This window comes from Myxococcus guangdongensis (assembly GCF_024198255.1).
GTDB lineage: Bacteria > Myxococcota > Myxococcia > Myxococcales > Myxococcaceae > Myxococcus > Myxococcus guangdongensis.
This window is the reverse complement of sequence record NZ_JAJVKW010000019.1, coordinates 106269-130563: the sequence shown is the minus strand read 5'-3', so window position 1 is coordinate 130563 and position 24295 is coordinate 106269. Positions and strand designations below refer to the sequence as shown.

General features: G+C 70.4%; 23 protein-coding genes. 15 read left to right on the top strand and 8 right to left on the bottom strand.

Translation table 11 applies throughout. The features are described from left to right. Positions 1–134: 134 nt before the first annotated feature. Together sinM and sinK are read right to left on the bottom strand one after the other, a co-directional pair. Positions 135–1313, bottom strand: coding sequence for a signal integration modulator SinM (sinM, locus tag LXT21_RS39490; protein ID WP_254043411.1), 1179 nt, complete (start codon positions 1311–1313; stop codon positions 135–137). Continuing rightward, the gene (gene sinK / locus LXT21_RS39485; RefSeq protein ID WP_254043410.1) at positions 1310–2821 is read right to left on the bottom strand and encodes a hybrid histidine protein kinase/response regulator SinK; all 1512 of its coding nucleotides are present in this window, start codon (positions 2819–2821) and stop codon (positions 1310–1312) included. The genes sinM and sinK overlap by 4 nt, the downstream gene beginning before the upstream one ends. A gap of 153 nt (positions 2822–2974) precedes the next feature. On the opposite strand from sinK, the gene LXT21_RS39480 reads away from it, so the two are divergent. After that, a complete protein-coding gene (locus LXT21_RS39480; RefSeq protein ID WP_254043409.1) occupies positions 2975–3370 on the top strand; it encodes a demethoxyubiquinone hydroxylase family protein in 396 nt (131 codons plus the stop codon). Between the two features lie 3 nt (positions 3371–3373). Here the strand turns inward: LXT21_RS39480 and LXT21_RS39475 are convergent, their stop codons facing one another. Continuing rightward, entirely contained in the window at positions 3374–4750 is a 1377-nt protein-coding gene (locus LXT21_RS39475) for a GGDEF domain-containing response regulator (RefSeq protein ID WP_254043408.1), read from the bottom strand. Between the two features lie 50 nt (positions 4751–4800). Here LXT21_RS39475 and LXT21_RS39470 point away from each other — a divergent pair, with 50 nt between their 5' ends. From LXT21_RS39470 to nadC, 4 genes are all read left to right on the top strand, one after another. Continuing rightward, a complete protein-coding gene (locus LXT21_RS39470) occupies positions 4801–5616 on the top strand; it encodes a chemotaxis protein CheW (RefSeq protein ID WP_254043407.1) in 816 nt (271 codons plus the stop codon). A gap of 117 nt (positions 5617–5733) precedes the next feature. Continuing rightward, entirely contained in the window at positions 5734–7017 is a 1284-nt protein-coding gene (locus LXT21_RS39465; RefSeq protein ID WP_254043406.1) for a response regulator, read from the top strand. 63 nt (positions 7018–7080) lie between these two features. Beyond that, positions 7081–10893, top strand: coding sequence for a valine--tRNA ligase (locus tag LXT21_RS39460; RefSeq protein ID WP_254043405.1), 3813 nt, complete (start codon positions 7081–7083; stop codon positions 10891–10893). Between the two features lie 11 nt (positions 10894–10904). Further along, on the top strand, positions 10905–11786 hold the full coding sequence (nadC, locus tag LXT21_RS39455; protein WP_174816738.1) for a carboxylating nicotinate-nucleotide diphosphorylase: 882 nt from the start codon (positions 10905–10907) through the stop codon (positions 11784–11786). Between the two features lie 3 nt (positions 11787–11789). On the opposite strand, the gene LXT21_RS39450 is transcribed toward nadC, so the two are convergent. Both LXT21_RS39450 and LXT21_RS39445 read right to left on the bottom strand, forming a co-directional pair. Next, positions 11790–11987 (bottom strand): WYL domain-containing protein, encoded by a 198-nt coding sequence (locus LXT21_RS39450; protein ID WP_254043404.1) that lies wholly within the window; start codon positions 11985–11987, stop codon positions 11790–11792. Positions 11988–12045: 58 nt separating this feature from the next. Beyond that, positions 12046–12516 carry a helix-turn-helix transcriptional regulator gene (locus tag LXT21_RS39445; RefSeq protein WP_254043403.1) on the bottom strand — a complete coding sequence of 157 codons (471 nt, stop codon included), beginning with the start codon at positions 12514–12516 and terminating at the stop codon, positions 12046–12048. A gap of 84 nt (positions 12517–12600) precedes the next feature. Here LXT21_RS39445 and LXT21_RS39440 point away from each other — a divergent pair, with 84 nt between their 5' ends. Together LXT21_RS39440 and LXT21_RS39435 are read left to right on the top strand one after the other, a co-directional pair. Beyond that, entirely contained in the window at positions 12601–13362 is a 762-nt protein-coding gene (locus LXT21_RS39440; RefSeq protein ID WP_254043402.1) for an alpha/beta fold hydrolase, read from the top strand. 151 nt (positions 13363–13513) lie between these two features. Continuing rightward, positions 13514–13984, top strand: coding sequence for a hypothetical protein (locus LXT21_RS39435; RefSeq protein WP_254043401.1), 471 nt, complete (start codon positions 13514–13516; stop codon positions 13982–13984). Between the two features lie 28 nt (positions 13985–14012). Here LXT21_RS39435 and LXT21_RS39430 read toward each other — a convergent pair whose 3' ends face one another. Then, positions 14013–15629, bottom strand: a complete 1617-nt coding sequence (locus LXT21_RS39430; RefSeq protein WP_254043400.1) for an alkaline phosphatase family protein — start codon at positions 15627–15629, stop codon at positions 14013–14015. Between the two features lie 100 nt (positions 15630–15729). Between LXT21_RS39430 and LXT21_RS39425 the strand changes: the two genes are divergently transcribed. The 4 genes from LXT21_RS39425 to LXT21_RS39410 all read left to right on the top strand — a co-directional run bounded on the left by LXT21_RS39425 (position 15730) and on the right by LXT21_RS39410 (position 18150). Next, positions 15730–16140 (top strand): acyl-CoA thioesterase, encoded by a 411-nt coding sequence (locus LXT21_RS39425; RefSeq protein WP_254043399.1) that lies wholly within the window; start codon positions 15730–15732, stop codon positions 16138–16140. A 13-nt stretch (positions 16141–16153) separates the two neighbouring features. Continuing rightward, on the top strand, positions 16154–17122 hold the full coding sequence (gene glpX / locus LXT21_RS39420; RefSeq protein ID WP_254043398.1) for a class II fructose-bisphosphatase: 969 nt from the start codon (positions 16154–16156) through the stop codon (positions 17120–17122). A gap of 33 nt (positions 17123–17155) precedes the next feature. Continuing rightward, positions 17156–17581 (top strand): type II toxin-antitoxin system RatA family toxin, encoded by a 426-nt coding sequence (locus LXT21_RS39415; RefSeq protein ID WP_223752017.1) that lies wholly within the window; start codon positions 17156–17158, stop codon positions 17579–17581. 392 nt (positions 17582–17973) lie between these two features. Continuing rightward, complete coding sequence (locus tag LXT21_RS39410; RefSeq protein ID WP_194869062.1) at positions 17974–18150, top strand: hypothetical protein; 177 nt, start codon at positions 17974–17976, stop codon at positions 18148–18150. A 120-nt stretch (positions 18151–18270) separates the two neighbouring features. Here LXT21_RS39410 and LXT21_RS39405 read toward each other — a convergent pair whose 3' ends face one another. Continuing rightward, positions 18271–19338, bottom strand: a complete 1068-nt coding sequence (locus LXT21_RS39405) for an ADP-ribosylglycohydrolase family protein (protein ID WP_254043397.1) — start codon at positions 19336–19338, stop codon at positions 18271–18273. 79 nt (positions 19339–19417) lie between these two features. Between LXT21_RS39405 and surE the strand changes: the two genes are divergently transcribed. The 4 genes from surE to LXT21_RS39385 all read left to right on the top strand — a co-directional run bounded on the left by surE (position 19418) and on the right by LXT21_RS39385 (position 23573). Then, positions 19418–20200, top strand: a complete 783-nt coding sequence (surE, locus tag LXT21_RS39400) for a 5'/3'-nucleotidase SurE (protein WP_254043396.1) — start codon at positions 19418–19420, stop codon at positions 20198–20200. 2 nt (positions 20201–20202) lie between these two features. Beyond that, positions 20203–21159: a peptidoglycan DD-metalloendopeptidase family protein gene (locus LXT21_RS39395; RefSeq protein WP_254043395.1), complete on the top strand. Its 957-nt coding sequence runs from the start codon at positions 20203–20205 to the stop codon at positions 21157–21159. Between the two features lie 317 nt (positions 21160–21476). Next, a complete protein-coding gene (locus LXT21_RS39390) occupies positions 21477–22418 on the top strand; it encodes a hypothetical protein (protein ID WP_254043394.1) in 942 nt (313 codons plus the stop codon). Between the two features lie 15 nt (positions 22419–22433). Continuing rightward, entirely contained in the window at positions 22434–23573 is a 1140-nt protein-coding gene (locus tag LXT21_RS39385) for a tetratricopeptide repeat protein (protein ID WP_254043393.1), read from the top strand. Between the two features lie 36 nt (positions 23574–23609). On the opposite strand, the gene lexA is transcribed toward LXT21_RS39385, so the two are convergent. Next, positions 23610–24275: a transcriptional repressor LexA gene (gene lexA / locus LXT21_RS39380; protein ID WP_046714584.1), complete on the bottom strand. Its 666-nt coding sequence runs from the start codon at positions 24273–24275 to the stop codon at positions 23610–23612. Positions 24276–24295 lie beyond the last annotated feature (20 nt).

Genomic DNA, 24295 nt, shown 5'->3' with positions numbered 1-24295 from the left:
AGCGCCGACGCGAGGCCGGCGCGCTTCAGGGGATGCGGTCCGTTGCGCCTTGGGCGCGGAGGGCATCGGCTCTTGCTACGGGTGCTTCAAACCGAGGTCGGGTGTGGAGAGGGCCGACCCTGTCCGACGATGCTTCAGGGCACGCGTCCGACCGCGCCCCCGGTGCCGCTCTCCTGCGAGGTGAAGAGCAGGGTGTCTCCATCCACGATGAGGCCACCCGGGCCCGTGCCCACGGGGCCCACGGAGTCCGTGGTGTTCGCCGGGCAGCCGCGCACTCGACGCAGGAATCCCGCGTCACCCGCCACGGACTCCTTGAAGTACACGGCGCCGTGCAACTCGACGGGGAAGAGGGGCCCCTGCAGCCCGTCCGCGAGCACGCGGGCCTCGCCACCGGCTCTCGGCAGCGCGAGGACACGGCCCGCGCCGCCGCCTCCTTCGGTGATGAGGAAGCGCGTGGGCGTCAGCTCCAGGGAGGTCCCTGTCGTGATGCTCGCATTCACCCGTTGCGCCGGTGTCTCCAGGTCCAGTGGGACGCGGTAGAGCCCGGGCTCCGTGTTTCCCGTCACGAGGAACCACACGTCCGAGCCGTCGATACGCGCACCTCGGACCTGGGTGCCGGCGGGACCCTCGTAGAGCACCAGCGCCGAGGAGGCGCTCCCCGTCGCGTCCACGCGCACGAGCCGCCGTGCTCCCGTCGCCACCACGACGTAGTCGCGCCCCGCCAACCGTCCGAGGCGAACGTCCGTCCCGCTGGAGATGACATCCGGCACCGACGCCTCGATGGGCACGGTGCCGCGCGCTCCCGTGGCCTTGTCCACGCGCCACAGTCCCGTCTCGTCCAATACGAACAGGAACTGCGCGTTCACGGCGATGGCATTGGGGACGAAGAAGCCCTTGGCCACCGTCACCGCATCACCGCCCGACTTGGGGACCCGGAGAATCTGCCCGTTGCCCTCGGTCTGATTGGGGCGCAGCGAGTGGGATTCGGAGATGTAGATGTCGGTCGCGTCCACCGCGAGCCTGCGCGGATTGTTCAGCCCTGGGACGAGCAGGGATTCGCGCACCGAGGCGGGGGGCTCGCAGCTCCCCGCGTCCTCCTCACCGGGGCCCGCGTCCGGAGTGCCCGTGCCTCCGTCTCCCGTCGAGCCTCCGTCCTCTGCGCCCGTCCCTCCATCGTCGTCGGAGCCCGCGTCACTCCCCGCATCCGAGCCCGAGTCCACGGGCCCGCTCGCGTCCGGTTCGCCCTGCGCCGGGGGCTTGTCCGAGGAGCACGCCACACCCAGCAACAGAACGGACAGGAGCGCGAGTCTCATGGGACGCCTTTCTTGAACGCGCGACTCAGCTCACGGCTGAGCGCCGTGGTGTCGGACAACAACTTCGGCAGGCACGCCGCCGCGCCCGCGCGCAGCGACTCCAGCGCCGTCTCCATCGTCAGGTGCTCGGCGAGCACCACGAAGGGCGCGCCCTGCGCCAGCGCCTTGCCCAGCTCCAGCGCCTTGCGCCCGTACGCCGGCGCGAAGTCCCAGCTCACCACCACGCCCGCGGGCTGCTCCAACGCGATGAGCTCCGACGTCGGGAGGATGCGCGCCTCCAGGCCCACCAACTCCAGCGCCTCGGCGATCTGCGCCGCCGTGGTGGGGTTGTCCTCGAGCACGTCCACCCGCTTCACCTGCGTCGCCGCGCCAGGCTGTGCCGGCGGCGCCGCGAGCGTCGCGCGCAGCAGGTTGCGCACCTCGCGGATGTCGTCGAAGGGCTTGAGCAGGTAGTCCACCACGCCCAGCTCCAGCGCCTGCTGCGTCGTCACGAGCGACGGATAGCCCGTCATCAGAATCACCCGCGACGTCGCGGACAACCGCCGCGCCTGCTGCGCCAGCTCCAGCCCCGACAGGCCCGGCAGGTTCTTGTCCGTGACGATGAGGTCCACGGGCGCCTCGCGCAGCAGGTCCAGCGCCTCCTCGCCGCTCGCGGCCTCGATGACCTCGCACTCCTTGCTCATCAGGTCGCGGAACACCATGCGGATGATGGTCTCGTCATCCACCACCAACAGTCGCTTGCGTCGCCCGGGTGCCGCCTCCGTCGCGGGGAAGAGCACCCGGAACACCGTCGCCGGCGGAGGCACGTCCCGAATCGCGCCCTGCGGCGCCAGGTCGATGCGCGCGTGGTGCTCCTGCGCGATGCGCCGACACACCGACAGCCCCAGCCCCGTGCCTCGCTTGCTGGCGGTGACGTACGGCTCGAAGATGCGCTCCTTGAGATCGTCGGGGATGCCCGGACCCCAGTCCGCGACATACAGCACTGGCGCCGAGCCCTCGCGCGTGAGCACCACCTTCACCCGCCCGCGCCCCGACATCGCGTCGCGCGCGTTGTTGAGCAGGTTCAGCGTGAGCTGCTCGATGAGCCGCGCGTTGCCCTGCGCGAAGATGTCCTCGGGGGCCTCGACCTCCAGCGACATTCGCGCCGAGTCCGGGTTGACGCTGAAGAGCCTCGCGGCGGCCCAGATGGGCGCGGCCAGCGACAGGCGCTGCTGCGGCGCGGGACGCTCGCTCGCCAGGCGGATGTAGTCGGAGACGATCTGCTCCATCCGCTCCACCTGCGCCATGAGCAGCCGCAAGGGGCCCGTGGGGCCACGGTCCTCGGCGAGCAGCTGGGCATACGCCTTCACGCCGAGCAGCGGCTGCCGCAGCTCGTGCAGCACCTCGGCGGCGAGCTGGGTGGAGTGGAGTCCCGAGCGCTGGAAGGCCGCCGCGGCCGCGCGCGCGGCTGGCAGGTCCCCCGCATCCAGGGCCTGGAGCAGTTGGGCGAGCGGCGCGGGTATCTCCATGTGAAGAGCATGACGGAGGCGGGCGGCTCCACGCAACGCACCAGGAGGGATTCCGTTGACCGACTCCCCGGGGACACGGATGCTCCGCGCGTTCGCCTCGCGGCCCCAGCCTCCCCTGGACTGGACGCCGCCGGTAGGCCTCGGAGGGCCTCAATGCCGCAGACCGACCCGTTCCATTCGCTCGTGCCCCGGAAGATGACCGACTCCGAGCTGGCGCGCTCCATCCGGCTCAACATCGAGGCGGAGCTGGACGCCATCAACCTCTACGCCGCCCACATCGACGCCACCGACAACGAGGAGGCCAAGGCCGTCCTCCGTCACGTCATGGACGAGGAGCGCGAGCACGCCGCCCTCTTCTGGCAGCTCATCGCCCGGTTGGACCCGGAGCAGGCCCAGCACGCCCAGGAGGCCGTGGAGAAGTTCAGGCTCATCATCTCCGGTGCCCCGCATGAGTCCGTGGAGGCGGTGGGCAAGGAAGGCAAGGGCGGCGCCGAGGCCCCCGAGCCCAGCATCGTCAAGCGCCTCACCGTGGGGAACATGCGGCCCTGAAGTTCAGGTGCCGTTGCTCCCCTGGCGCCGCTCGGCCGGGGGGGCCTCCAGGTCCTGCGCCGCCATGTAGACCACGTTCCGGGTGCCGCGCTTGCCGCGGTACATCGCCCGGTCCGACAAATCCAGCAGCGTGGCCTTGTCCCGTGCGTGCTCCGGGAAGCTCGCGACACCGATACACGTGGACAGCTTGAGCGACAGCCCCTCGCGCGCGAGGAACTGGTGCGTCTCCATGGTGCGCCGGATGCGCTCGGCCACCTTGAGGGCGCCGCCCGAGTCGGTGTTGCGCAAGAGCACCACGTACTCGTCGCCGCCATAGCGCGCCACCACGTCGTGGTCTCTCACGCAGCCCTTCACCACGCGCGCGGTCTCCACCAGGAGCTTCGAGCCGACCAGGTGGCCGTGGTTGTCGTTGATGGACTTGAAGTGGTCCAGGTCCAGGAACAGCAGGCTGAAGGGGCGCTCGGTCTGGATCGAGGCCTGGACCTCGCGGTCCAGCACCAGGTGCAGGTAGCGCGTGTTGAACAGGCGCGTCAGGTCATCGACGTACGCCAGGTCCTCGACCGCCGCGAAGCGGTCCAGGTTGCGCAGGGCCAGCGCCCAGTTGCGCACCAGGTAGCCGGCGGCCTCGGCGCTGCCGTCGGTGGCGCGCGCGTCCGAGTAGAAGAGCACCGCGTGGCCCAGCACCGTGTTCGATTCGATGGCGGGGAAGGAGCTCACGCGCTGGAAGGGGACGTCCAGCATCTCCGAATCGCTGGGCGCCTTGCCGTGCAGGAGCTGCTCACGCAGCCACGCGACCAGTGCTTCCTCGGTCCCCTCGGGGAGTCCGCGCGTGCCCTGCGCGCGCAGGCCCATGTTGGCGTCGCGCTCCAACAGGACGACGCCGTTGGCGTGCGCCATGGTCTCCAGCGCGCTGGTGGTGGCCACGGCCAGCTTCTCGCGGTCCAGCGTGGTGGCCAGGCGCTGTCCGGCCTCGAGCAGCGCGACATGCCGGCGCAGCGAGGCGTTCTCCTGCATCAGCTCACGCGTGGTGAGCGCGCGGCGCACCGCGTGCTGGAGGGCCTCCGGGGCGACAGGCTTGACCAGGTACTCCGCCGCGCCGCTCTTGATGGCGCGCACCGCGGGGTCCACCTTGTCCAGACCGGTGATGACGACGACCTCCACGCCCGGATGTCGCTCCCGCACGTGCCGGAGGACCTCCATGCCGTCGCCACCGGGGAGGATGAGGTCCGTCACCACCGCGTCGAACCGGTCCGCGGCGAGCGCCTGTCGGGCCTCCAGGAACGTGGCCACCGCCGTGACGGTGTGGCCCACGGCCGTGAGGTAGTCGCCGTAGAGGGTGCGGGCGATCTTTTCGTCGTCGACGAGGAGAATGCGCGCCATCTCCCGCATGGCTTAGCACCCCCCATGGAACGCTGCTAGGGTCGCGCCCCGTGTCGCCCTTCGAAAGCGGTCGCCGTCTCTGCTTGCTCGTCGAAGCCGGGGAGACCCGCTATGCCGTGGAAGCCACATCCGTCATGGAAGTGGCGATGCCCGGTGGCAATGGCAGCAACCTGCGAGGCGTGCTCGAAGTGAAGGACCTGGCGGCGCTGCTCGGCGGCGCGCCGGAGCCAGACGCGGGCATGGTGGTGGTGTTGGATGTGAGCCCCACGCTCGCGGTGCGAGTGCGCTCCGTGGTGGAGGTGGCGGACGTGGCGCGCGCGCCGTTCTTCCTGTTGCCGCCGGGGTTGGCGGACTCGCTGGCGCCGTTGAGCCGGGGGGCGGTGCTGCACAAGGACCGGCTGTATCTGGAACTCATCGCGGAGGCGCTGCCGCACCGGGTGGGCCCGCGCTCGACGCCTGCTCCCCCGCGCCCCGTGCACTGGGCCGAGTCCGTGCCCGAGCGGGCGCTGGTCTTCGAGTCACAGGGGCGGCTGTTCGGCGTGCCCCTGGCCTTCGTGTCCCAGGTGGTGGCCCGGGGTGAAGCATTCAGCGTCCTGCCCGTGCAGAGCGGGCCGGTCGCCGGTATCTTCCCGCATGCTCAGGTCCTGTGGCCCATCTGTTCGGTTCCGGCATTGCTCGGGACGCCCCCCGCGCCGGAGCCGTTCTTCCTCCTGGCGGAGCTGGCGGGTCGTCACGTGGGGCTGACGGCCACGCGGGTGCTCGGAGTGCTGCAGCGCTTCGAGCCGGACGAGACGGCGGGGACCTTCCGGGTGCCCGGGTTGGCGGAGCCGGTGCTGTTCCTCGACCTGCAGCGCATGTTTTCTTGATCGTCCCGGAGCGCGAACCGTAAGCTGCCAGGCTTGATACCGTGCCGTGAAGCAGGTTTTCACGGCCGGATTCTTCAACGAATTCAGGGGGTCCGACGCCCCCGAGGCCCGATACCGATGCCCAAGAATCTGCTGGTCGCCGATGACTCGCTCACCATCCGCAAGGTGATCGGCATGATCTTCGCGACCGAGGACTTTCAGGTGACCGCGGTCGACAACGGGCTGGACGCCATCTCGCGCAGCCGGGAGCTGCGCCCGGACGTCGTCCTGGCCGACGTGATGATGCCGGGCAAGAGCGGCTACGAGGTCTGCGAGGCGCTGAAGAACGACCCGGCCACCCAGGGCATCCCGGTGATGCTGCTGGCGGGCACCTTCGAGGCGTTCGACGAGAACCGCGCCCGCGCGGCCCGCGCCGACGACCACATCACCAAGCCGTTCGAGAGCCAGGTGCTGCTCGACAAGGTGAAGGCGCTGGTCGGCCAGAAGTCCAACACCCTGCCGGCCTCCATCGCCACGCAGGTGATTCGTCCCTCCGCCGCGCCCGTCGCGCCGCAGCCGGCCCCCGCCGCCGCGCCCCCCATGGCCGCCCGTCCGGGCGTGCCGCCGGCGCCGGGTGCGCGTCCTCCGGGCCCTGGGATGCCGCCGGGCCCTGGTGCTCCGCGTCCTCCGGGCCCTGGGATGCCGCCGGGCATGGCGCGTCCTCCGGGCCCTGGGATGCCGCCGGGCCCTGGCGCCCCGCGTCCGCCGGGTCCGGGCATGCCGCCGGGTCCTGGCATGGCGCGTCCTCCGGGCCCTGGGATGCCGCCGGGCCCTGGTGCTCCGCGTCCTCCGGGGCCGGGCATGCCGCCGGGCGCCGTGGGTCGTCCGGGTGTACCGCCTCCGCCGGGGGCTCCCGCGCCGGGCATGCCGCCGCGTCCGGGGATGCCTCCGGGGCCTGGGGCTCCGGGCATGGCCGGGCGTCCGGGTGCGCCCGGGCCGGGCATGCCGGGTGGGGTGCCCCGTCCGCCGGGGGCCACGCCGCTGCCTCCCATCGCCGGTGGCGGGGTGACGCAGCCGGCGGCTCGCAACCGGGATCCGTTCGGCCTGGGGGCTCCGGCGGCGCCGGTGGCCGCTCAGCCGGCCATCAGCATCGAGGACTCGCTGCCCGACACCAGCGGCGCGGAGGAGATCTCCCTCGACATCGGTGGCCCGCCGACGGCGCCCGCTCCGGTGGCCCGTCCGGCCGCCACGGCGCGTCCCACGTCGTCGGATGGGGGCGAGGCCCTGCTTCGCGAGGCGCTGTCCAAGGCGTCGCGCGAGGTCATCGAGAAGATTGCCTGGGAGGTCGTACCGCAGCTGGCGGAGACCATCATCCGTGAGGAGCTCGAGCGGCTCATCAAGGACCGAGAGACCCAGCACTGAGGCGCTTCGCGCCGTAACCCCTTGACCTTTGCCGGTCCCCCTCAGGGGGACTGGCCGTCTTCAATGACCGACACGACCGAACTGTCCAAGGCCTACGAGCCCTCCGAGGTCGAGGCTCGCCTCTATGCCCTCTGGCTCGAGCGAGATTACTTCCGCGCCGCGGCGACCTCCGACAAGCCCGCCTTCTCCATCGTCCTGCCGCCGCCCAACGTCACGGGCAGCCTGCACATCGGCCACGCGCTCACCGCGACCATCCAGGACATCCTCACGCGCTGGAAGCGGATGAGCGGCTTCAACGCGCTCTGGCTGCCGGGCACGGACCACGCCGGCATCGCCACGCAGATGGTGGTGGAGAAGGAGCTCAAGAAGACCGAGGGCAAGAGCCGCCACGACCTCGGCCGCGAGAAGTTCCTCGAGCGCGTCTGGACGTGGAAGGGCAAGTACGGCGCCCGCATCGGCGAGCAGCACCGCTACCTGGGGGCGTCGCTGGACTGGAGCCGCGAGCGCTTCACCATGGACGACCAGTCGTCGGCCGCGGTGCGCGAGGTCTTCGTCCGGCTGTACGAAGAGGGCCTGATGTACCGGGCCCAGAAGCTCATCAACTGGTGCCCCTCGTGCCGCACGGCGCTCAGCGACCTGGAGGTCGAGCACGAGGAGAAGAACGGCTCCATCTGGCACATCCGCTATCCCATCAAGGACAGCGAGCGCACGCTCACCGTGGCGACGACGCGCCCGGAGACGATGCTGGGTGACACCGCCGTCGCCATCCACCCCGAGGACGAGCGCTACCTGGGCCTCGCCGGCCAGTTCGTGGTGCTGCCGCTGACGGGCCGCGAGATTCCCATCATCGCGGACGCGGAGCTGGTGGACCCGAAGTTCGGCACCGGCGTGGTGAAGGTCACGCCCGCGCACGACTTCAACGACTACCAGACGGGCCTGCGGCACAAGCTGCCGATGCTGTCCATCCTGGACGAGTCGGCGCGGATGACGAAGGACACCGGCAAGTACGCCGGCCTGGACCGCTTCGAGGCGCGCAAGGCGGTGCTCGCGGACCTGCAGGAGCAGGGGCTCCTGGAGAAGGAGGAGCCGCACAAGCTCAACGTGGGCACCTGTCAGCGCTGTGCCACCGTGGTGGAGCCGCGCCTGTCGCCGCAGTGGTTCATCAAGATCGAACCCCTGGCGCGTCCGGCCATCGAGGCGGTGGAGCAGGGCCGCACCAAGTTCGTCCCCGAGTCGTGGACGAACACGTACTTCCACTGGATGCGCAACATCCACGACTGGTGCGTCAGCCGCCAGCTGTGGTGGGGCCACCAGATTCCCGCGTACTACTGCACCTCCTGCAGCCCCCGTCAGGGTGACGACACCGACCTCCCGCTGGATGCGCCGACGGTGAAGGTGGGCGGCGTGGACTTCGCTCGCGCGGAGCCCATCGTCTCTCGCACCGCGCCCGAGGCGTGCCCCAAGTGTGGCGGCAAGAGCTTCATCCAGGACCCGGACGTGCTGGACACGTGGTTCTCGTCCGCGCTCTGGCCCTTCTCCACGCTGGGCTGGCCGCGCGACACGGCGGAGCTGAAGACCTTCTATCCGACGTCCGTCATGGAGACGGGCCACGACATCATCTTCTTCTGGGTCGCCCGGATGATGATGATGGGCCTGCACTTCATGGGCGATGTGCCCTTCCGCACCGTGTACCTGCACGCGATGGTGCGCGACGAGAAGGGCGAGAAGATGTCCAAGACGAAGGGGAACGTCATCGATCCCCTGGACGTCATCCTCGGCGCCAAGCCCGAGCAGCTCAACGCGACGCTGAAGAACAAGTTCCCGCAGGGCATGCCCGCCTTCGGCGCGGACGCGCTGCGCTTCACGCTCGCGTCGCTCACGCAGCAGGGCCGCGACATCAAGCTGTCGATGGACCGGCTCGCTGGCTACAAGGCGTTCTGCAACAAGCTGTGGAACGCCAGCCGCTTCGCCCTGATGAACATGGGCGGCGGGTACCAGTACGACGGCCGCTCGCCGAAGGAGCTGCCGCTGACGCTGGCGGACCGGTGGATCCTCTCGCGCCTGCAGCGCGCGACGAAGGAGGCCAGCGCGTCGCTGGAGGTCTACGGCTTCGCGGAGGCCGCCTCCACGCTGTACCAGTTCCTCTGGGCGGAGCTGTGTGACTGGTACATCGAGCTGTCGAAGCCCTCGCTGTACGGCGACGACGCGACGGCGAAGGACACCACGCGCGCGGTGCTGGTGTACGCGCTGGACCGCGTGCTGCGGCTGATGCACCCGTTCATGCCCTTCATCACCGAGGAGATCTGGCAGAAGCTGCCGATGTCCCGGCCGACGGAGAGCATCATGATTGCCTCCTACCCGGAGCCGGACACGGCGCTGGTGGACGAGGCGGCCGAGTCGGAGATGGCGCCGGTCATCGCGGCCATCGAGGGGCTGCGGACCATCCGGGGTGAGAGCAACCTGCCGCCGGCCACCAAGGTGAAGGCCGTGGTGCAGAGCCCGGATGCGCGCACGCGCGAGCTGCTCGAGCGGTGGCGGGGCTACCTGCTGCCCCTGGCCGGCCTGTCCGACGTCCAGGTGGGCCCGCCGGGCCCCAAGCCTCCCCAGGCGGCGGCCTTCGTGGCGACGAACCTGGAGATCTACGTTCCGTTGGCCGGGCTCATCGACCTGGACGCGGAGCGGGAGCGGCTGCGCAAGGAGATTGCCCGCGCCGAGCAGGAAGCGGCCAGCGTCCTTCGCAAGCTCGACAACCCCAACTTCGTGGCCAAGGCGCCTCCGGACGTGGTGGAGAAAGATCGCGCCCGCGTGGAGGAGTTGAAGGAGCGCAAGGCCAAGCTCGAAGATCACCTGCAGCGGATTGCCCCGGAGCCCTCCATGCCCGAGAACCTGCCGTCCGAGAGCACCACGAATCCCGAGGAGAGTGCCTCCCCCTCCGAGCCGGCCCAGGTGAAGGTCGCCCCGTCGAAGGAGGAGACGGGCGGCGTCGACCTGGGCCAGGAACTGAAGGGTGAGTTGGGCGCAGACGAGGGCCAGGTGCCCCAGACGGACCCCCAGGTCCAGGACGCGCTCGCGAAGCTGCGCGAGGGGACGAAGGAGGGGCTGTCTCCCTCCGACCACCACGACCTGGGCGTGGCGTACATGAGCATGGGGCTCGTGGACGACGCGATGCGCGAGTTCGGCAAGGCGAAGGAGGGCGGCGATGGCCGCGAGGCTCCCGCCGATGCTCCCAAGGCCGAGAAGAAGCCCAAGAAGGCCAAGGCCCAGGCCGCCGCGCCTGTGACGGAGGCCGACGAGGAGGCGCCCAGCGCGACCACGTTCCTGCCCACGACGACGGAGGCTTCGGCCCCTGTCGCCAAGAAGGCTCCGGCGAAGAAGCCCTCCGCGCCCAAGCCCACGCCTCCGGGTGGGGTTTCCGCGAAGAAGGCCGACGCGGACGTGGCGCCTCCTGGCGCGGAGTTCGTGGTGAAGGCCCCGGCGAAGAAGGCTCCCGCGAAGCCCGCGGACAAGGCTCCGGCGAAGAAGGCCGCGGGCAAGGCCGCCGCGAAGAAGGCTGGCGCGAAGGCCACGGGCAAGGCCGCCGCGAAGAAGACTGGCGTGAAGGCCACGGGCAAGGCCGCCAAGAAGGCGACGGGCAAGGCCGCCGCGAAGAAGGGCGCCCCGGCGAAGAAGGCCGCGGGCAAGGCCGCGGCGAAGAAGGCCGCGGGCAAGGCCGCGGCGAAGAAGGCCGTGGGCAAGGCCGCGAAGAAGGCCCCTGCGAAGTCGGCGGGCAAGAAGACGGGTGGCAAGGCCACCGCGAAGAAGGCTTCCGCCCGGAAGGCGGCGGCCAAGAAGGTCACCCGGGCGAAGCCCTCGACACGGGCGAAGGCCCGGCGGTAGCAGGAGGAGACGTGCAGCAGGATTACCTGGATCGGCTCATCGACCTCGCCCTCGACGAAGACCTGGGGGCGGCGGGAGACGTCACCTCGCAAGCGCTCATCCCTCCCGACGCGGAGGGAAGCGCTGAGCTGGTCGCCAAGGAGCAGTTGGTCCTCGCGGGGCTGGAGGCCTTCACGCGCGTCTTCCACAAGGTCGACCCGGACGTCGAGGTGGAGCTGGTCCGCCAGGACGGTCAGGAGATCAAACCCAAGGTCGTGGCCGCCCGGTGTCACGGGCGGCTGCGCTCCCTGCTCGCCGCCGAGCGCACCGCGCTCAACCTCGTGCAGCGCGCCGCCGGCATCGCCACCCTGGCTCAACAGGCGATGACGTCGGTGCGTGGCTCGAAGATGCAGGTGCTGGACACGCGCAAGACGCCTCCGGGCATGCGCGTGCTGGCCAAGGACGCCGTCCGCATGGGCGGCGCCACCAACCACCGCTTCGGCCTCTTCGATGGCGTCCTCATCAAGGACAACCACATCGCGGCGGTGGGCGGCTCCATCTCCGAGGCGCTCAAGCGCGCCAAGGCGAACGGCCCGCGCCTGTGCAAGATTGAAATCGAGGTCACCAACCTCAAGCAGCTCGCGGAGGCCCTGGAGGGTGGGGCGGACGTGGTGATGCTCGACAACATGGACGACGCGCAGATTCGCGAGGCCGTGAAGCTCGCGGGGGGCCGCGTCCCGCTCGAGGTCTCCGGTGGCGTCACGCTGGACCGGCTGCCCCGGTTGGCGAAGATGGGCGTGGACTTCGTCTCCATGGGCGCGCTGACGCACTCGGCGCGGGCCATGGACCTGTCGCTCGAAATCACCAGCACCAAGAAGCCGCGTCGTCCGCGCGCGACGCCCACGCAGGGCTGAGCGTCACTGCTCCGGGCCCTTGCCTCTCTGGGCGAGGGCCTGGGCCTTCAACCCCTCCATGTCGGGCGTGAAGTGGCGCCCCGGCACGCGCCGGGGCCGCTGGATGCGGTCCATCCGGAACATCCGCGCCGCGGACTTCTCCACGTCGCGCGCGAGCACGTACCAGACGGGCGCCTCCACCAGCAGGCCGTGCGGCTCCACGCACCGGCGGCTCTTCTTCCCGTGCCGGTCCACTTAGTCGAACGACAGGCACACCTGCTCACGGAAGGCCTGCTCGAACACGGCGAGCAGCTCCCGCGGCGGAGCCCCCAGCTCCGCGAGCACCCGCTCTGTCGCGGGCTTGCCCACCAACCACGCCCCGGCAGAGCTCGCGCATGCTGCGTGAGCGCTCCTTCGGCACGCTGGCGAACAGCTTGTCGAGCCCCGAGCGCGCCGCGTCCCCCCACGGCAGCGCGCTCCCCGTGGAGGACAGGCTCGCCATCAGCCACAGGGAGACGACCTCCTCCACCGACAGGTGGACGGCGGTGACGCCCCGGTCCCGCTCCAGGCGCACGCCGCCTCCCGGGCCCGTGTCGCTGGCGATGGGCAGGCCCTGCTCGCGCAGCGTGGCGAGGTCTCGATGGACGGTGCGCTCGCTCACCGCCAACTCCTCGGCAATCTCCCCCACGGTGGTGGCCTCGCGTCCGCGCAAGAAGTCCACCAGTCGCATCACTCGGCTGACTCGCGTCATTTGCTGACAGATTCTGACAGGGATGGGGCGTACTCGAGGATTCATGGCGCGGCTGGACGCGCTTTTTGATTCCTGGAGGTCGTCATGAAGGGCCCGGCGGGTGCGCTGTACGTGGATGACGGTGGAGCAGGGGGGCTTCCGGTGGTGTTCGTCCACTCGAGCGCTGGGAGCACGAAGCACTGGCGCGCGCAGCTCGAGCACCTGCGCACGTCGCGTCGCGCGCTCGCGTTGGACCTGCGCGGCCACGGTCAGTCCGAGCTCCCGCAGGCCACGGACGCCACCGTCGAGGACTTCGCCTCGGATGTGGCCGCCGTGGTGGATGGGTTGAAGCTGGAGCGGTTCGTGCTCGTCGGACACAGCCTGGGCGGCGCGGTGTGCGCGGCCTACGCGGCGGCGCACCCCACGCGCGTGGCGGGGCTCCTGCTGTTGGACCCGGCCTCCGACGGTCGCCAGATTCCCGCCGAGCAGGCCCAGGGGTTGATGGCGGTGCTGGCCTCGGACGCGTGGCTGTCCGTGGTGGAGGAGTACTGGGCGCCGATGCTCGCGCCGTCGAGCGAAGAGGTCCGGGCGCAGGTGCTTGGAGGTCTGCGCTCCACCCCGCAGGGCGCGGTGCGCTCAGGACTCGGCGCGCTGTTGACGTTCGACCCGGTGACGGCGCTGCGGGCCTACCCCGGGCCCAAGCTGTCGGTGGTGACGGCGTACAACCAGGGCCCCGACGCGTACCAGCACGTGGTGTCCGGGTTGCCGTTCCTGAAGGTGGAGCCCGTCACCGGACACTGGCTCCAACTGGATGCGCCTGTGTGGGTGAATGGCGTCCTGGACCGGTTCCTCGTGACCACAAGTTGATCCACGGCCGCGCCGGCCTCATCCTCGTTCCGAAGGGCGGCGTGGGTGTCGCGTGGTGGGCATTCGTGGTGTGCGGGCGTTGCCGGGAAATGTCGTGATGTGAAGATTCGGATCGTAGGGCCAGCGTCGCGCCGTCATCCCCCAGCCGACCATGATCAAGTTTCCCAAGAAGCCCGGGGCCCGAGGGCTCCCGGACATTCCGCCGAAGGCGTCCGTCCCCGCACGTCCGCCTGACACGAAGCCCCTCACGCCGATACCGGCGCGGGTCAACGCGTCATCGAAGGACGGGTTCCAGCCCTCGGGGGCTCCACCCCGCACCGGCTTCGCGGCCTCACAGGCGCGACTGGCGGTGCTGACCACGAAGAAGTCCGAGCTGGAGCTCCAGTCCCAGCACATCCTCCAGTCGCGCCACCAGCTCACCCACCTGATTGGCGTCCTGTCCAATCTGGCGGCGAAGCATCCTCCCGGCTCGCGCGAGGGACGGACGCTGGAGTCGCGCATCGCGAACATCCAGCAGGTCGACAAGGCGTTCGAGCTCCAACTCCAGCAGCTCTCCACCCAGCGGCAGTCGGTGGACGCGGAGCTCGACGCGGTCCAGAAGCTCATCGCGAAGACCCCCTAGGCCCGCTCACGGGCCCGGGGAGGCCGTGTCACTTGCCGGTGAGAACCTCCGCCCGGGGCTTGCCCTCCGTCGACGCGGGCATGCCCATCTCCAGCAACGCCGCGAGCGTGGGCGCCACGTCCACCGGGTCCATCTCCGTCATGTACGTGCCCGGTTTGACGCCCTTGCCCGCGAACACCACCGGCACCTGCGAGTCGTACGAATACGGCGAGCCGTGCGTGCTGCCCTGCGCGTCGTAGTAGACGACCTGGAAGGGGCGCAGCAGGTAGAGCACGTCGCCGCTGCGCTCCGGGTAGTAGCCCTTGCGCAGCGTGGCCAGGTAGCCCGCCGGGTCCGGAGCGGAGAACAGCTCCTCGCGCGTCACCGCCGCCACCACGGTGGGCTGCTTCATCAGCCAGTCCACCACCGCGCGGCGCACCTGGGCGCCATCCACCTTGCCCGACGTCAGCGCGGGGCCTCCCAGGTACACGTCCAGCTCCTCCATCGCCACGGTGACGTCCGGACCGAAGCGCTCCTTCACCATCGCCGCGATGGCCTCGCTGATGGCCTTCGGGGGCATCCGCTGCGCGGGCAGGCCCGCTGTGGCCCACTGCTCGGGCGCCGTCGCTCCACCGTGGTCCGCCACCAGCGCGATGCTCAGGTTGGCGCGACCGCCGGCGGCGCGCTCGGCCGCGGAGATGAGCTCCCCGAGCGCCTTGTCCAACCGCAACACCGTGTCCTGCATCTCCCACGAGTACGGGCCGTACTCATGGAACACGTTGTCCGTGCCGCTGAAGCTCACCGCGAGCAGGTCCGGCACCGCGTCCTTGCCCAGGCCCTCGCCGGTGATGGCCGCCTTCGCCGCCTCCACGAGGATGTCGTGCGAGTCCGGCGACACGCCGAACGCCTTGTAGAACTCCGTCCCCGGCTCCTTCAGTCCGCCGGTGAGCGGGTGGGGGAACACGCGGCCCAGGCCATACGAGTCCGCCTCGTGGGGCAGATCATCCTCGCCCACGTACTCGGCGCGCGGACGCGACAGCTCCCACGCCTTGCCGAAGGACCGGTCCGGGAGCTTGCGTGCGTTGAGCTGCTGGACCCACTGGGGGAACTCCTTCGCGTACCAGGTGCCGGTGACGAACCTGCCGCTGCCCTCGTCGAACCACCACGCCTGGCCCAGCCGGCCCGCCATGGCGATGGCCGCGCGCGACTTGAGCGACACCGACACCGCCTTGCCGCGCTGCTGCGTGGCCATGCGCAGCCGGTCCGCCAGCGTCTCCGCCATGATGTTGACGGGGCTCGCGTCCTGGCCCGGCTTGGACGCGGCCTCCAGCACCGGGTGCGCCGGGTCCACGAACGAATAGACGAGCTTGCCCGAGGCCCGGTCCCACCAGCGGTTGTCGACGATGCCGTGACGCCACGGGTTGGCGCCGGTGGCGAGCGTGGTGTGGCCCGGCGCCGTGCGGCACTTCGCGTAGCCATAGCGCGCGTACGGGAAGTAGGCGCCACTGTCGAGCAGTTGACCCAAGCCGCCCTGGAGCCGGGGCCGGTTGCGCAAGAGGACGTCGCTGCCGAGCGCGTCCACGGTGATGAGCAGGGTGAGTCGGGGAGGACGCGCGGCGGCGGGGAGCGACGCCAGCACCGCGGTCAGGACGAGGGCGCGAATCATACGTCCGAGAAGCTGCACTGCCCGGCCGCGTGGATGCAATCCAGAAGGTTCTCCGCGGCTTGGACGCAGGCGGCCAGCCCCTGCTACGGTCCGCGCCCTCATGGTCGAGGCCCGACTTCGCGTCATCTACGGCGACACGGATCAGATGGGTGTCGTCTACTACGCGAACTACTTCCGCTACTTCGAGTTCGCCCGGAGCGAGTTCTTCCGCGCCCGCGGTGGCAGCTACCGGGAGCTGGAGGGCTCCGGGTGGATGCTGCCCGTGGCGGAGGCGAGCTGCGCGTACAAGGCGCCCGCGCGCTACGACGACATGCTCGTCATCCGCGCGAGCGTGAGCGAGTTGCGGCGGGCCTCGGTCGTGTTCACCTACGAGCTTTTTCGCGAGGGCGAGCCGCGCACGTTGCTGTGCACCGGTCGTACCCTCCACGCGTGCGTGGGGCGCGACGGCAAGCCCACGCGGTTGCCGGAGTCCGTGGCCCGGCTGCTGGAAAATCCGAACGCAGGACCTTGAAGGAGCACAGAAGATGGATCGCAACCTGGCAATGGAGGTGGTGCGCGTCACCGAGATGGCGGCCATCGCCTCCGCCCGCCTGATGGGCCGTGGGGACAAGAACGAGTCGGACCAGGCCGCCGTGGACGCGATGCGCCGCGCCTTCGACGCGCTGCACATCGACGGCACCATCGTCATCGGCGAGGGCGAGCGCGACGAGGCGCCCATGCTCTACATCGGCGAGAAGGTGGGCCGCCGCGCGGACGGAGACCCCGCGGTGGACATCGCTTTGGACCCGCTCGAGGGTACCAACCTGTGCGCCTACGGCCGTCCGGGCTCCATCACCGTGGTGGCCATGGCCAGCAAGGGCGGACTGCTCAACGCGCCGGACACGTACATGGAGAAGCTGGCCGTGGGCCCCAGGGCCCGGGGCGCCATCGACCTGCGCAAGAGCGCCACGGAGAACCTGCGCACCATCGCGGAGACGATGAAGGTCTACGTGTCGGACCTCACCGTGGTGGTGTTGGATCGCGAGCGGCACCAGGACCTCATCAAGGAGATTCGCGCCGCGGGCGCGCGCATCCGGCTCATCGAGGACGGTGACGTGGCGGGCGCCATCGCCACCTGTTTCGAGGGCACGGGCGTGGACGTGCTGATGGGCACCGGCGGCGCCCCCGAGGGCGTCATCGCCGCGGCGGCCATCCGCGCCACCGGCGGCGACATGCAGGGCCGGCTGGTGCCCCGCAACCCGGGCGAGATCGAGCGCGCGAAGAAGATGGGCATCACCGACATGTCCAAGATCTACGCGGCGGAGGAGCTGGCCCGGGGCGAGGTGATGTTCGCGGCCACGGGCGTCACCAGCGGCGACTTCCTCAAGGGCGTGCGCTTCTTCGGCGGCGGCTGCGAGACGCACTCGGTGGTGATGCGCAGCAAGACGAGCACCGTGCGCTTCATCCAGTCCCTGCACAAGTTCGACAAGAAGCCGGGATACGCTTCCATCTAGGCCGTCCCCTCGACGCTTTCGGAGACCGACACCATGCCTGGCGCCACGCGGACCATCGTCATCAACGCCCCCATCGAGAAGGTGTTCGACGTCATCACGCAGTACGAGCGCTACCCGGAGTTCCTCCCGGAGGTGAAGGAGATCCGCACCGCCAACCGGAAGGGCGACACCGTCGACGTCCACTACAAGGTCGACGTCATGAAGACGGTCCGCTACTCCATCCGCGTGGTGGAGGAGCGCCCGCGCCGCATGGCCTGGACCTTCATCGAAGGCGAGGTCATGAAGGACAACAAGGGCAGCTGGCTCCTGGAGGCCGAGGGCGAGGGCAAGACGCGCGCGACCTACAACGTGGAGATGGCCCTGGGCCTGCTGGTGCCCAAGGCCGTCGTCAACGCGCTGGTGGACACCTCGCTCCCCAAGATGCTGGACGCCTTCAAGAAGCGGGCGGAATCACCCTGAGTCGGGGTGTCCGGGGTCCGCACGGACCTCTCGCGCCAGGTTGACCCCGCCTGTCACGCGGCAGGCAGGCGGGCGAGCCCTTCCAGCAGGGAGGCTGACCTCCCTGAAGGGCGACGTGTGTCCGCGAAGGGTCTGCTTGCGGGCCGTCGTGAGGGCATTAGAATCAACACCATCCCGACCGGAAGTTTCGGATGTCCATGACATCTATGCCACGGTTCCCCTGGCCCGGATGTCGGATGGCGAACGAGCAACCGGGCGAGATGGCGGCAGCGTACCCAGTGCGGAACCGGGGTTCTTAATTTGCATCTGAGTGTCGTGGAAGTCGAAGTGCTTTTCGGGCGGGACGGCGGGCGTACATCGGGGTACGTAGGCTGAGGGGAGACGGAAGACCCATGCTCGACGCCTTCATCATCGAGGAAATCAAGCGCCGGGAGCGCCGCCGCGAGGACCACGACAGGCCCGTGGTGGAGCTGCCCCTGCCCATGCCGGACGACCGCCCTCGGCGGCGGACGGAGACCGAGGAAGAGAAGCCCCAGCGGGGCGTGGTGGTCATCGACATGCTTTCGTGACGAGACAACCTTGCGCGGCCCCACGGCCGCGTCGTGTGGCACCCAGCCCGCGGCGGACGTCCCCGATGAGGACGGTCCACCGCGGGCTTCGTGCATCCTGGGCCCGGGCTGGGACGGCCCTCAGGTGGCCACGAGCCCCAGCAGGTGGCGGGGATGGTAGACGTCCCACAGGGGGCCCTTCTGGGTGGAGAGGACCTCCAGCACGTGCTTCTTCCACTCCGCGGGCAGGGCCTCCTCGCCGTGGAAGGCGCCCACCAGCGCGCCGGTGACGGCGCCGTGGACCTCCGTGTCGCCGCCCCGGTGGATGACGTCGATGAGGGCGGCCTGGGCGGTGGGCGCGTGCAGCAGCTCCCAGAAGGCCAGCCGGAAGGCGACGTGGATGGCGTGCTGTGAGCGGTGCACGTGCAGCTCCGGGCCATACAGGCGCGGGTCGTCGTCACGGGCGCGCGCCAGGTCCTCGCGCAGCAGCTGCTGGGCGAAGGCGACCTCCTGGACGTAGTCGGGCGCGGAGCGGCCGAGCGCCGCGCCCGCGAGGAGCAGGCCGGACTCCGCGGCGGTGAGCACGTCCTCGAGCTTGAGCTCCGCGCCGCTGGTGACGGCCTTGGCGATGGCGGCGGTGAGGCCCGCGCAGGCGAGCTGGCAGCGCGGGTCGTAGTGGGTGAGGGCGGAGTCCTCGAGCGAGGCCTGGGTGCGCGCCTTCGGGTCGCTCGCCAGGTAGACGCCCAGGGGGGCGACGCGCGCGAGGCTGCCGGCGCCCACGGCCTTGCGGTGGCTTCGGAGCCACACGCGGCGGCCCGCGCCGAGCGGTGGCAGGCCGGACTGGCACTCCTCGAACACTTCCTTGAGGGCCTCGCTGACGTCGAAGGCGTGGGGCTGCCAGGCGCGGTAGCGGCGCAGGGCGTCGGCCGCGTCGTAGCGCTTGAAGTCCCGCAGGCTGTGGCCCAGGGCGCAGGCCAGGTGGACCTCCTCCGTCACCTGGCCCTTGCGCAGCTGCTGGGGTCCTCCACCGGACATGGCGGTGTAGATGCCGTCCGCCAGGGCGGGGAAGGCGGGCGCGTGCAGGGGGCGGTGCGCGGTGGGGACCGCGAGGGCGTTGCCCACGGCGAGCCCCAGGAGGGCGCCCCTGCGTCGCTGGGCGAGGAGCGGGTCAGGCCCCTGAGGGGCATTGCGGCGACGGGGCGGCGGCATTCGGCGGGTGGACACTGTAGCAGCGCGGTCCCCGAGTGTGCTTGCCCACTCCCGGGGGCTCCTCTACAACCGCGCGGCCATGCGGAAACCGCGGATTCTCGTATCCAACGACGACGGCTATTTCTCCGAGGGACTCCAGGCGCTGGTGGAGGCGGTGAGTCCGCTGGGAGAGGTCTGGGTGGTGGCGCCGGACCGTGAGCAGAGCGCCGCGTCCCACGCCATCTCCCTGCACCGGCCCCTGCGCATCAAGGAGGTCCGCGAGCGGTGGTTCGCCATCGACGGGACGCCGACCGACTGCGCTTATCTGGCCATCGTCCATCTCCTGAAGGATGCTCGCCCCACGCTCATGGTGTCCGGCATCAACCACGGTTCGAATCTGGCCGAAGACGTCACCTACTCGGGGACGGTCGCGGCGGCGATGGAAGGGGCCCTGCTGGGGGTGCCCGCCATCGCCTTCAGCCTCGTGGCGCGGGGCACGTTCGACTTCGCGCCCGCGGCCCGGTTCGCCCGCGCGCTGGTGACGGAGGCCCTGTCGCGTCCGTTGCCCAACCGGATGTTGCTCAACGTGAACATCCCCGGCGGCGTGGAGCCGGAGGGCTACAGCGTCACGCGGCTGGGGCGCCACTCGTACGGCTACGGCGTGGTGGAGAAGGAAGACCCTCGCGGCCGGAAGTACTACTGGATTGGCGGCAGCGAGTATCAGCACGAGGACATCCCGGGCAGCGACTGCAACGCCGTGCACCTGGCGAAGCGGGTGTCGGTGACGCCGCTGCACCTGGACCTGACGGACCATGGTCGCCTCGAGGACCTGGGAGGGTGGAGCCTCCAGGGCTTCGCTCGACACGAGCTGGATGGTGCCTAGCGTTGAGGCCCGGCATCTCCATCCGAGCGGCCAGGGCGCTCCTGTTTCTCCTCTCGTGCGTCATCACGGTGGGCTGCGTGGGCACCCGGGCGTCGTCCTCCGGAGCGGAGCTCTCGCTGGTGCAGGAGACCCGCTCTCAGGCCGTCTCGGGTGACAGGTCCGGTGCCTCGGCTGCGTCGGGTGAAGCGCCCCCGCCGAAGGCCGGCACGTTCCCGTTCGCGCTGCGGTCCACGCACGACGAGCCGGAGCTGGTGGCCGTGCGGCACCGCGTGGCCGCGGGCGAGACGGTGTACCGCATCGCCAAGACGTACGGGCTCACGGTGGACGAGCTCACGTCCGCCAACGGCATCAAGGACGTGCGCTCGCTGGCCGTCGGGCAGGAGCTGACGATTCCTGGCGTGGAGCGGCGCGTGCAGGTGGAGGCGCCGGAGGCGCTGGCCGCGGAGGCGGACCCGGAGCCGGTGCGCACCTCGGTGGAGACCCCGCCCCGGCGCGGAGGGCCCGTGGTGGCGCGGCGCGAGGAGCCTCCTCGTCGGCCGGTGTCGCGTCCGGGCGCACGTCCCCGACTGGCCACGCAGGGGATGATCGACTGGCCCCTCAAGGGTGTCCTGTACGGACGCTTCGGGAAGAAGGGCCGCGAGCCGCACGACGGCATCGACCTGGCGGCGCCCTCGGGGACGCCGGTGAAGACGGCGCAGGAGGGCACGGTGCTCTACGCCGGCGAGCAGCGCGGCTACGGCAACATCGTCATCGTCGAGCACGAGAACCGGCTCATCACGCTGTACGCGCACAACCGCGACTTGCGCGTGCGCACGGGCCAGAAGGTCCGCCGCTCGCAGGTCATCGCGACGGTGGGTGAGTCCGGCAAGACGTCCGGTCCGCACCTGCACTTCGAGCTGCGCCTGGATGGCAAGCCGGTGGACCCGCTCGACTACCTGGGGCCGATGCCCAGCCTGTGAAGTACCTGGCCGGGGAGGGCGGGGCTCGCCTCGTCGCCTGCTGGGGGCTGATTCCCGCGAGAATGTTTCAGCCAGACCGGGCAGGCCCTCCGGGCGGGGGCCGGGGAAGGGTAGAGTCCCGCGCCGTGTCGCGCGTCTTCGCCCCGTTCGTGGTTCTCCTCGTCCTCGCTCCCTCCGCCTGGGCGCAGTCCACCGTGGAGCCGGTGTCTCCTCCCGAGGCTTCGCGGGTGGTCTCGGCTGAAGCGCCTCCGGCTTCCGAAGCTCCCGTCGTCACCGCACCGTCCGCTCCGGGGGCTCCCGCTCCAGACGAAGCGCCGATGAGCGTCGCGGTGCTCGCGTTCGACGCCAATCCGTCCGCGCGTGACTCGGTGACGGGCGTCACCTCGCTCATCACCGCGCGGCTCGCCGAGTCCCCCCGCCTCTGGGTCATCTCCCAGCGAGACCTCGAGGCGGCCCTCGACCCCGAGCGCCGCAAGCAGCTCGCCGAGCTCGAGACGTGTGACGTCGGGCCGTGTCTCCAGGAGCTCGCCACCCTCACGGGCGCGCGCTTCGTCGTGTCCGGCCGCGTGGACCGCTTCGGCGACTCGTACCTGCTCACCGCCCGGCTGGTGGACACCGAGGCGGGGCTGACGCTGGCGAAGCCGCGCGCCGAGTCCCCGGAGGCGGACACGCTGTTCCCCACCGTCTACGCCATCGCCGACGCGCTGGTCGCCGAGCTCGTCAACCCGGGGGAGAACCACGGCGCCCGCCCGCTGATTGGCGGCGCGCCCCGCACCGGCGGCGGCGGCCTGTCCCTGGGCCTGCGCATCAACAACAACTTCGTCGACAAGCTGTCCACCCTCAACCCGGGCGCCGACGTGGAGGTGGGCTACTGGTTCCACCCCGAGTGGCTCGGCTTCATCCAGGTGGGCTTCTCCTACGTGCAATCCACCGCCGAGGGCGCCCGGGGCGGCCTCAACGTCCTGCCCAGCGTGGTGGGCGCGCGCCACTACCACAACGTGGAGCAGTCCCTGCGCCCGTACTGGGGCTTCGGCCTGGGCGTGCAGCTGTCCTTCGGCGACTTCGGCATCTTCCAGTCCACCGGCCCCCTGCCCACCGTCGTGGGCTTCATCGGCCTGGAGTACCTCATCGCCGGCCACGTCGGCGTCCAGTTGGAGGCGGGCACCAACGTCGCCCAGGCGGTGCTCGGCCTGGCGGAATCCCAGCTCGGCGATGGCCTCAATCTGGACCTCAACCTGGGCATCGCGTACCACTTCTAGGATTCGGAGCCCCTCATGTTCCAGCCCCTGCGTGCCCTCCCGCTGATTGCCCTGCTCGCCTCCGCCGCGTGCGACGAGCGCCCCACGGTGACGCCCAAGGACCACGCGGAGGGCCTCTACATCAAGGGCACCGCCGAGTACCTCCAGGGCCAGTTCACCGCCGCGCTCGCGTCCTACGACGAGATGCAGAAGCTGGCCCCCAATGACCCCCGGCTGCCCGCCGCCCGCGGTGAGGTCTACCTCTCCATGGGGAAGATCCCCGAGGCGGCCACCGAGTTCGAGGCCGCCCTCAAGCTGGAGCCCAAGCGCTCCACCAACTGGAGCCGCCTGGGCTTCGTCCAGGCCCAGCTGGGCCGCACCGAAGAGGCGATGAGCTCGTTGCGCAAGGCCATCGGCCTGTACCCCAATGACGCCAACGCCCTGGAGCAGCTGGGCGAAATCCACTTCAAGAAGGGCGAGCACGAGGAGGCCGTTCGCCACTTCATCCTCGCCGCCAGCGTCGCCTCCCACCTGGAGGCGAAGTCCGAGCTCATCCTGCGCGCCGTCGACGTGCTGACGAAGCAGGGTCGCGAGCCGGAGGTCCTCGCGCTGGTGCAGAAGTCCGTCAACGAGGGCGTGCGCACCCCGGGCGTGCTCACCTCGCTGGGGGACTCACTCGTGCGCGTCAAGAAGCTGCCCGAGGCCGCCGCCGCCTACCAGGAGGCCGCGGGCAAGTCCCCGAGGGACCCGACGCTGTGGGAGCTGGTTGGCGCCATCCACACGCAGCTGGACAAGCCGGGCGACGCCATCGCCGCGTACAAGGAATCCCTGCGCGTGAAGGACCGCGCCATCGTCCACGTGGCGCTGGCGCGCATCCAGCTGGGACTCAAGAGCAAGCTGGGCGCGGAGGAGGAGCTGGCCGCCGCGCTCGAGTCGGTGCAGGGCAACGACGTGCGGGAGCTGCGCGAGCTGGCGGACCTGCTCGTCACCATGGAGCGCAAGTCGGATGCGCTGCGCATCCTCGGCAACCTCAGCGCCGAGAAGGACATGGCGAAGGACGCGGACCTGCACCTCACCACGGCGCGCCTGGCGCGAGACCTGAAGGACGTCGCGCTCCAGCAGACCGCGTGTGCCCGCGCGCTGGCCGCGGACCCCGCCGTGAAGAAGTGCCCCTGAGCTCCCCGCGGGAGCCCAGGAGCACGAGGGGACGCGTTACGCGCGCCCGCCCTGCATCTTCCGGTACACGCCCACCACGAGCCCCAGAATCATCGTCGACCGGAACTCCGTGCGGCTCACGTAGATGGGCTGCATGGTCGCGTTCGCCGGCTGGAAGCGGATGCGATCGCCCTCCGGGTAGTAGCGCTTCACCGTGGCCTCGTCCTCGATGAGCGCCACCACGATGTCGCCCGGCTGGGCGGCCGGCGTCTTCTTCACGAAGAGGTAGTCGCCGTCGTGGATGCCGTCGTCGATCATCGACTGGCCCTTCACCCTCAGGGCGAAGACCTCCCGGCCGTTGACGCCTCCCAACAGGAAGCTGTCGATCTTGACCGAGTCCTCCATGTGCTCCTGCGCGAGCAGCGGCGCGCCGGCGGCCACCTTTCCCAGCAGGGGGACCTCCACCATGCCCGCGTCGCGCTTGGCGCCCAGGCCCAAAAGCAGCCGGGCCCGCTTGGTGGGCACCAGCGAGCGGCTCTGCTGCTCGCCCCGGTTCAGGTAGCCCTTGCGCTCCAGGGCCTTGAGGTGATCGTTCACCCCGTTGGTGGAGCGGATGTCCATGTGCTCGCCAATCTCCCGGATGGTGGGCGGGAATCCGCGAGTCTCCGTCTCCTTCACGATGAAGCTGAGAATCTCGCGCTGGCGGTCCGTCAGCTCTTCCATGCGCTCCCTCGCTCGGCGGG

Coding starts and splice junctions, on each gene's coding strand:
- lexA (WP_046714584.1), bottom strand. CDS start 24,275: ATGGAAGAGCTGACGGACCGCCAGCGCGAGATTCTCAGCTTCATCGTG.
- sinK (WP_254043410.1), bottom strand. CDS start 2,821: ATGGAGATACCCGCGCCGCTCGCCCAACTGCTCCAGGCCCTGGATGCG.
- LXT21_RS39390 (WP_254043394.1), top strand. CDS start 21,477: ATGAGCGTCGCGGTGCTCGCGTTCGACGCCAATCCGTCCGCGCGTGAC.
- LXT21_RS39415 (WP_223752017.1), top strand. CDS start 17,156: ATGCCTGGCGCCACGCGGACCATCGTCATCAACGCCCCCATCGAGAAG.
- glpX (WP_254043398.1), top strand. CDS start 16,154: ATGGATCGCAACCTGGCAATGGAGGTGGTGCGCGTCACCGAGATGGCG.
- LXT21_RS39480 (WP_254043409.1), top strand. CDS start 2,975: ATGCCGCAGACCGACCCGTTCCATTCGCTCGTGCCCCGGAAGATGACC.
- sinM (WP_254043411.1), bottom strand. CDS start 1,313: ATGAGACTCGCGCTCCTGTCCGTTCTGTTGCTGGGTGTGGCGTGCTCC.
- LXT21_RS39435 (WP_254043401.1), top strand. CDS start 13,514: ATGATCAAGTTTCCCAAGAAGCCCGGGGCCCGAGGGCTCCCGGACATT.
- LXT21_RS39385 (WP_254043393.1), top strand. CDS start 22,434: ATGTTCCAGCCCCTGCGTGCCCTCCCGCTGATTGCCCTGCTCGCCTCC.
- LXT21_RS39445 (WP_254043403.1), bottom strand. CDS start 12,516: ATGACGCGAGTCAGCCGAGTGATGCGACTGGTGGACTTCTTGCGCGGA.
- LXT21_RS39425 (WP_254043399.1), top strand. CDS start 15,730: ATGGTCGAGGCCCGACTTCGCGTCATCTACGGCGACACGGATCAGATG.
- LXT21_RS39460 (WP_254043405.1), top strand. CDS start 7,081: ATGACCGACACGACCGAACTGTCCAAGGCCTACGAGCCCTCCGAGGTC.
- LXT21_RS39410 (WP_194869062.1), top strand. CDS start 17,974: ATGCTCGACGCCTTCATCATCGAGGAAATCAAGCGCCGGGAGCGCCGC.
- LXT21_RS39405 (WP_254043397.1), bottom strand. CDS start 19,338: ATGCCGCCGCCCCGTCGCCGCAATGCCCCTCAGGGGCCTGACCCGCTC.
- surE (WP_254043396.1), top strand. CDS start 19,418: ATGCGGAAACCGCGGATTCTCGTATCCAACGACGACGGCTATTTCTCC.
- LXT21_RS39475 (WP_254043408.1), bottom strand. CDS start 4,750: ATGGCGCGCATTCTCCTCGTCGACGACGAAAAGATCGCCCGCACCCTC.
- LXT21_RS39465 (WP_254043406.1), top strand. CDS start 5,734: ATGCCCAAGAATCTGCTGGTCGCCGATGACTCGCTCACCATCCGCAAG.
- LXT21_RS39430 (WP_254043400.1), bottom strand. CDS start 15,629: ATGATTCGCGCCCTCGTCCTGACCGCGGTGCTGGCGTCGCTCCCCGCC.
- LXT21_RS39440 (WP_254043402.1), top strand. CDS start 12,601: ATGAAGGGCCCGGCGGGTGCGCTGTACGTGGATGACGGTGGAGCAGGG.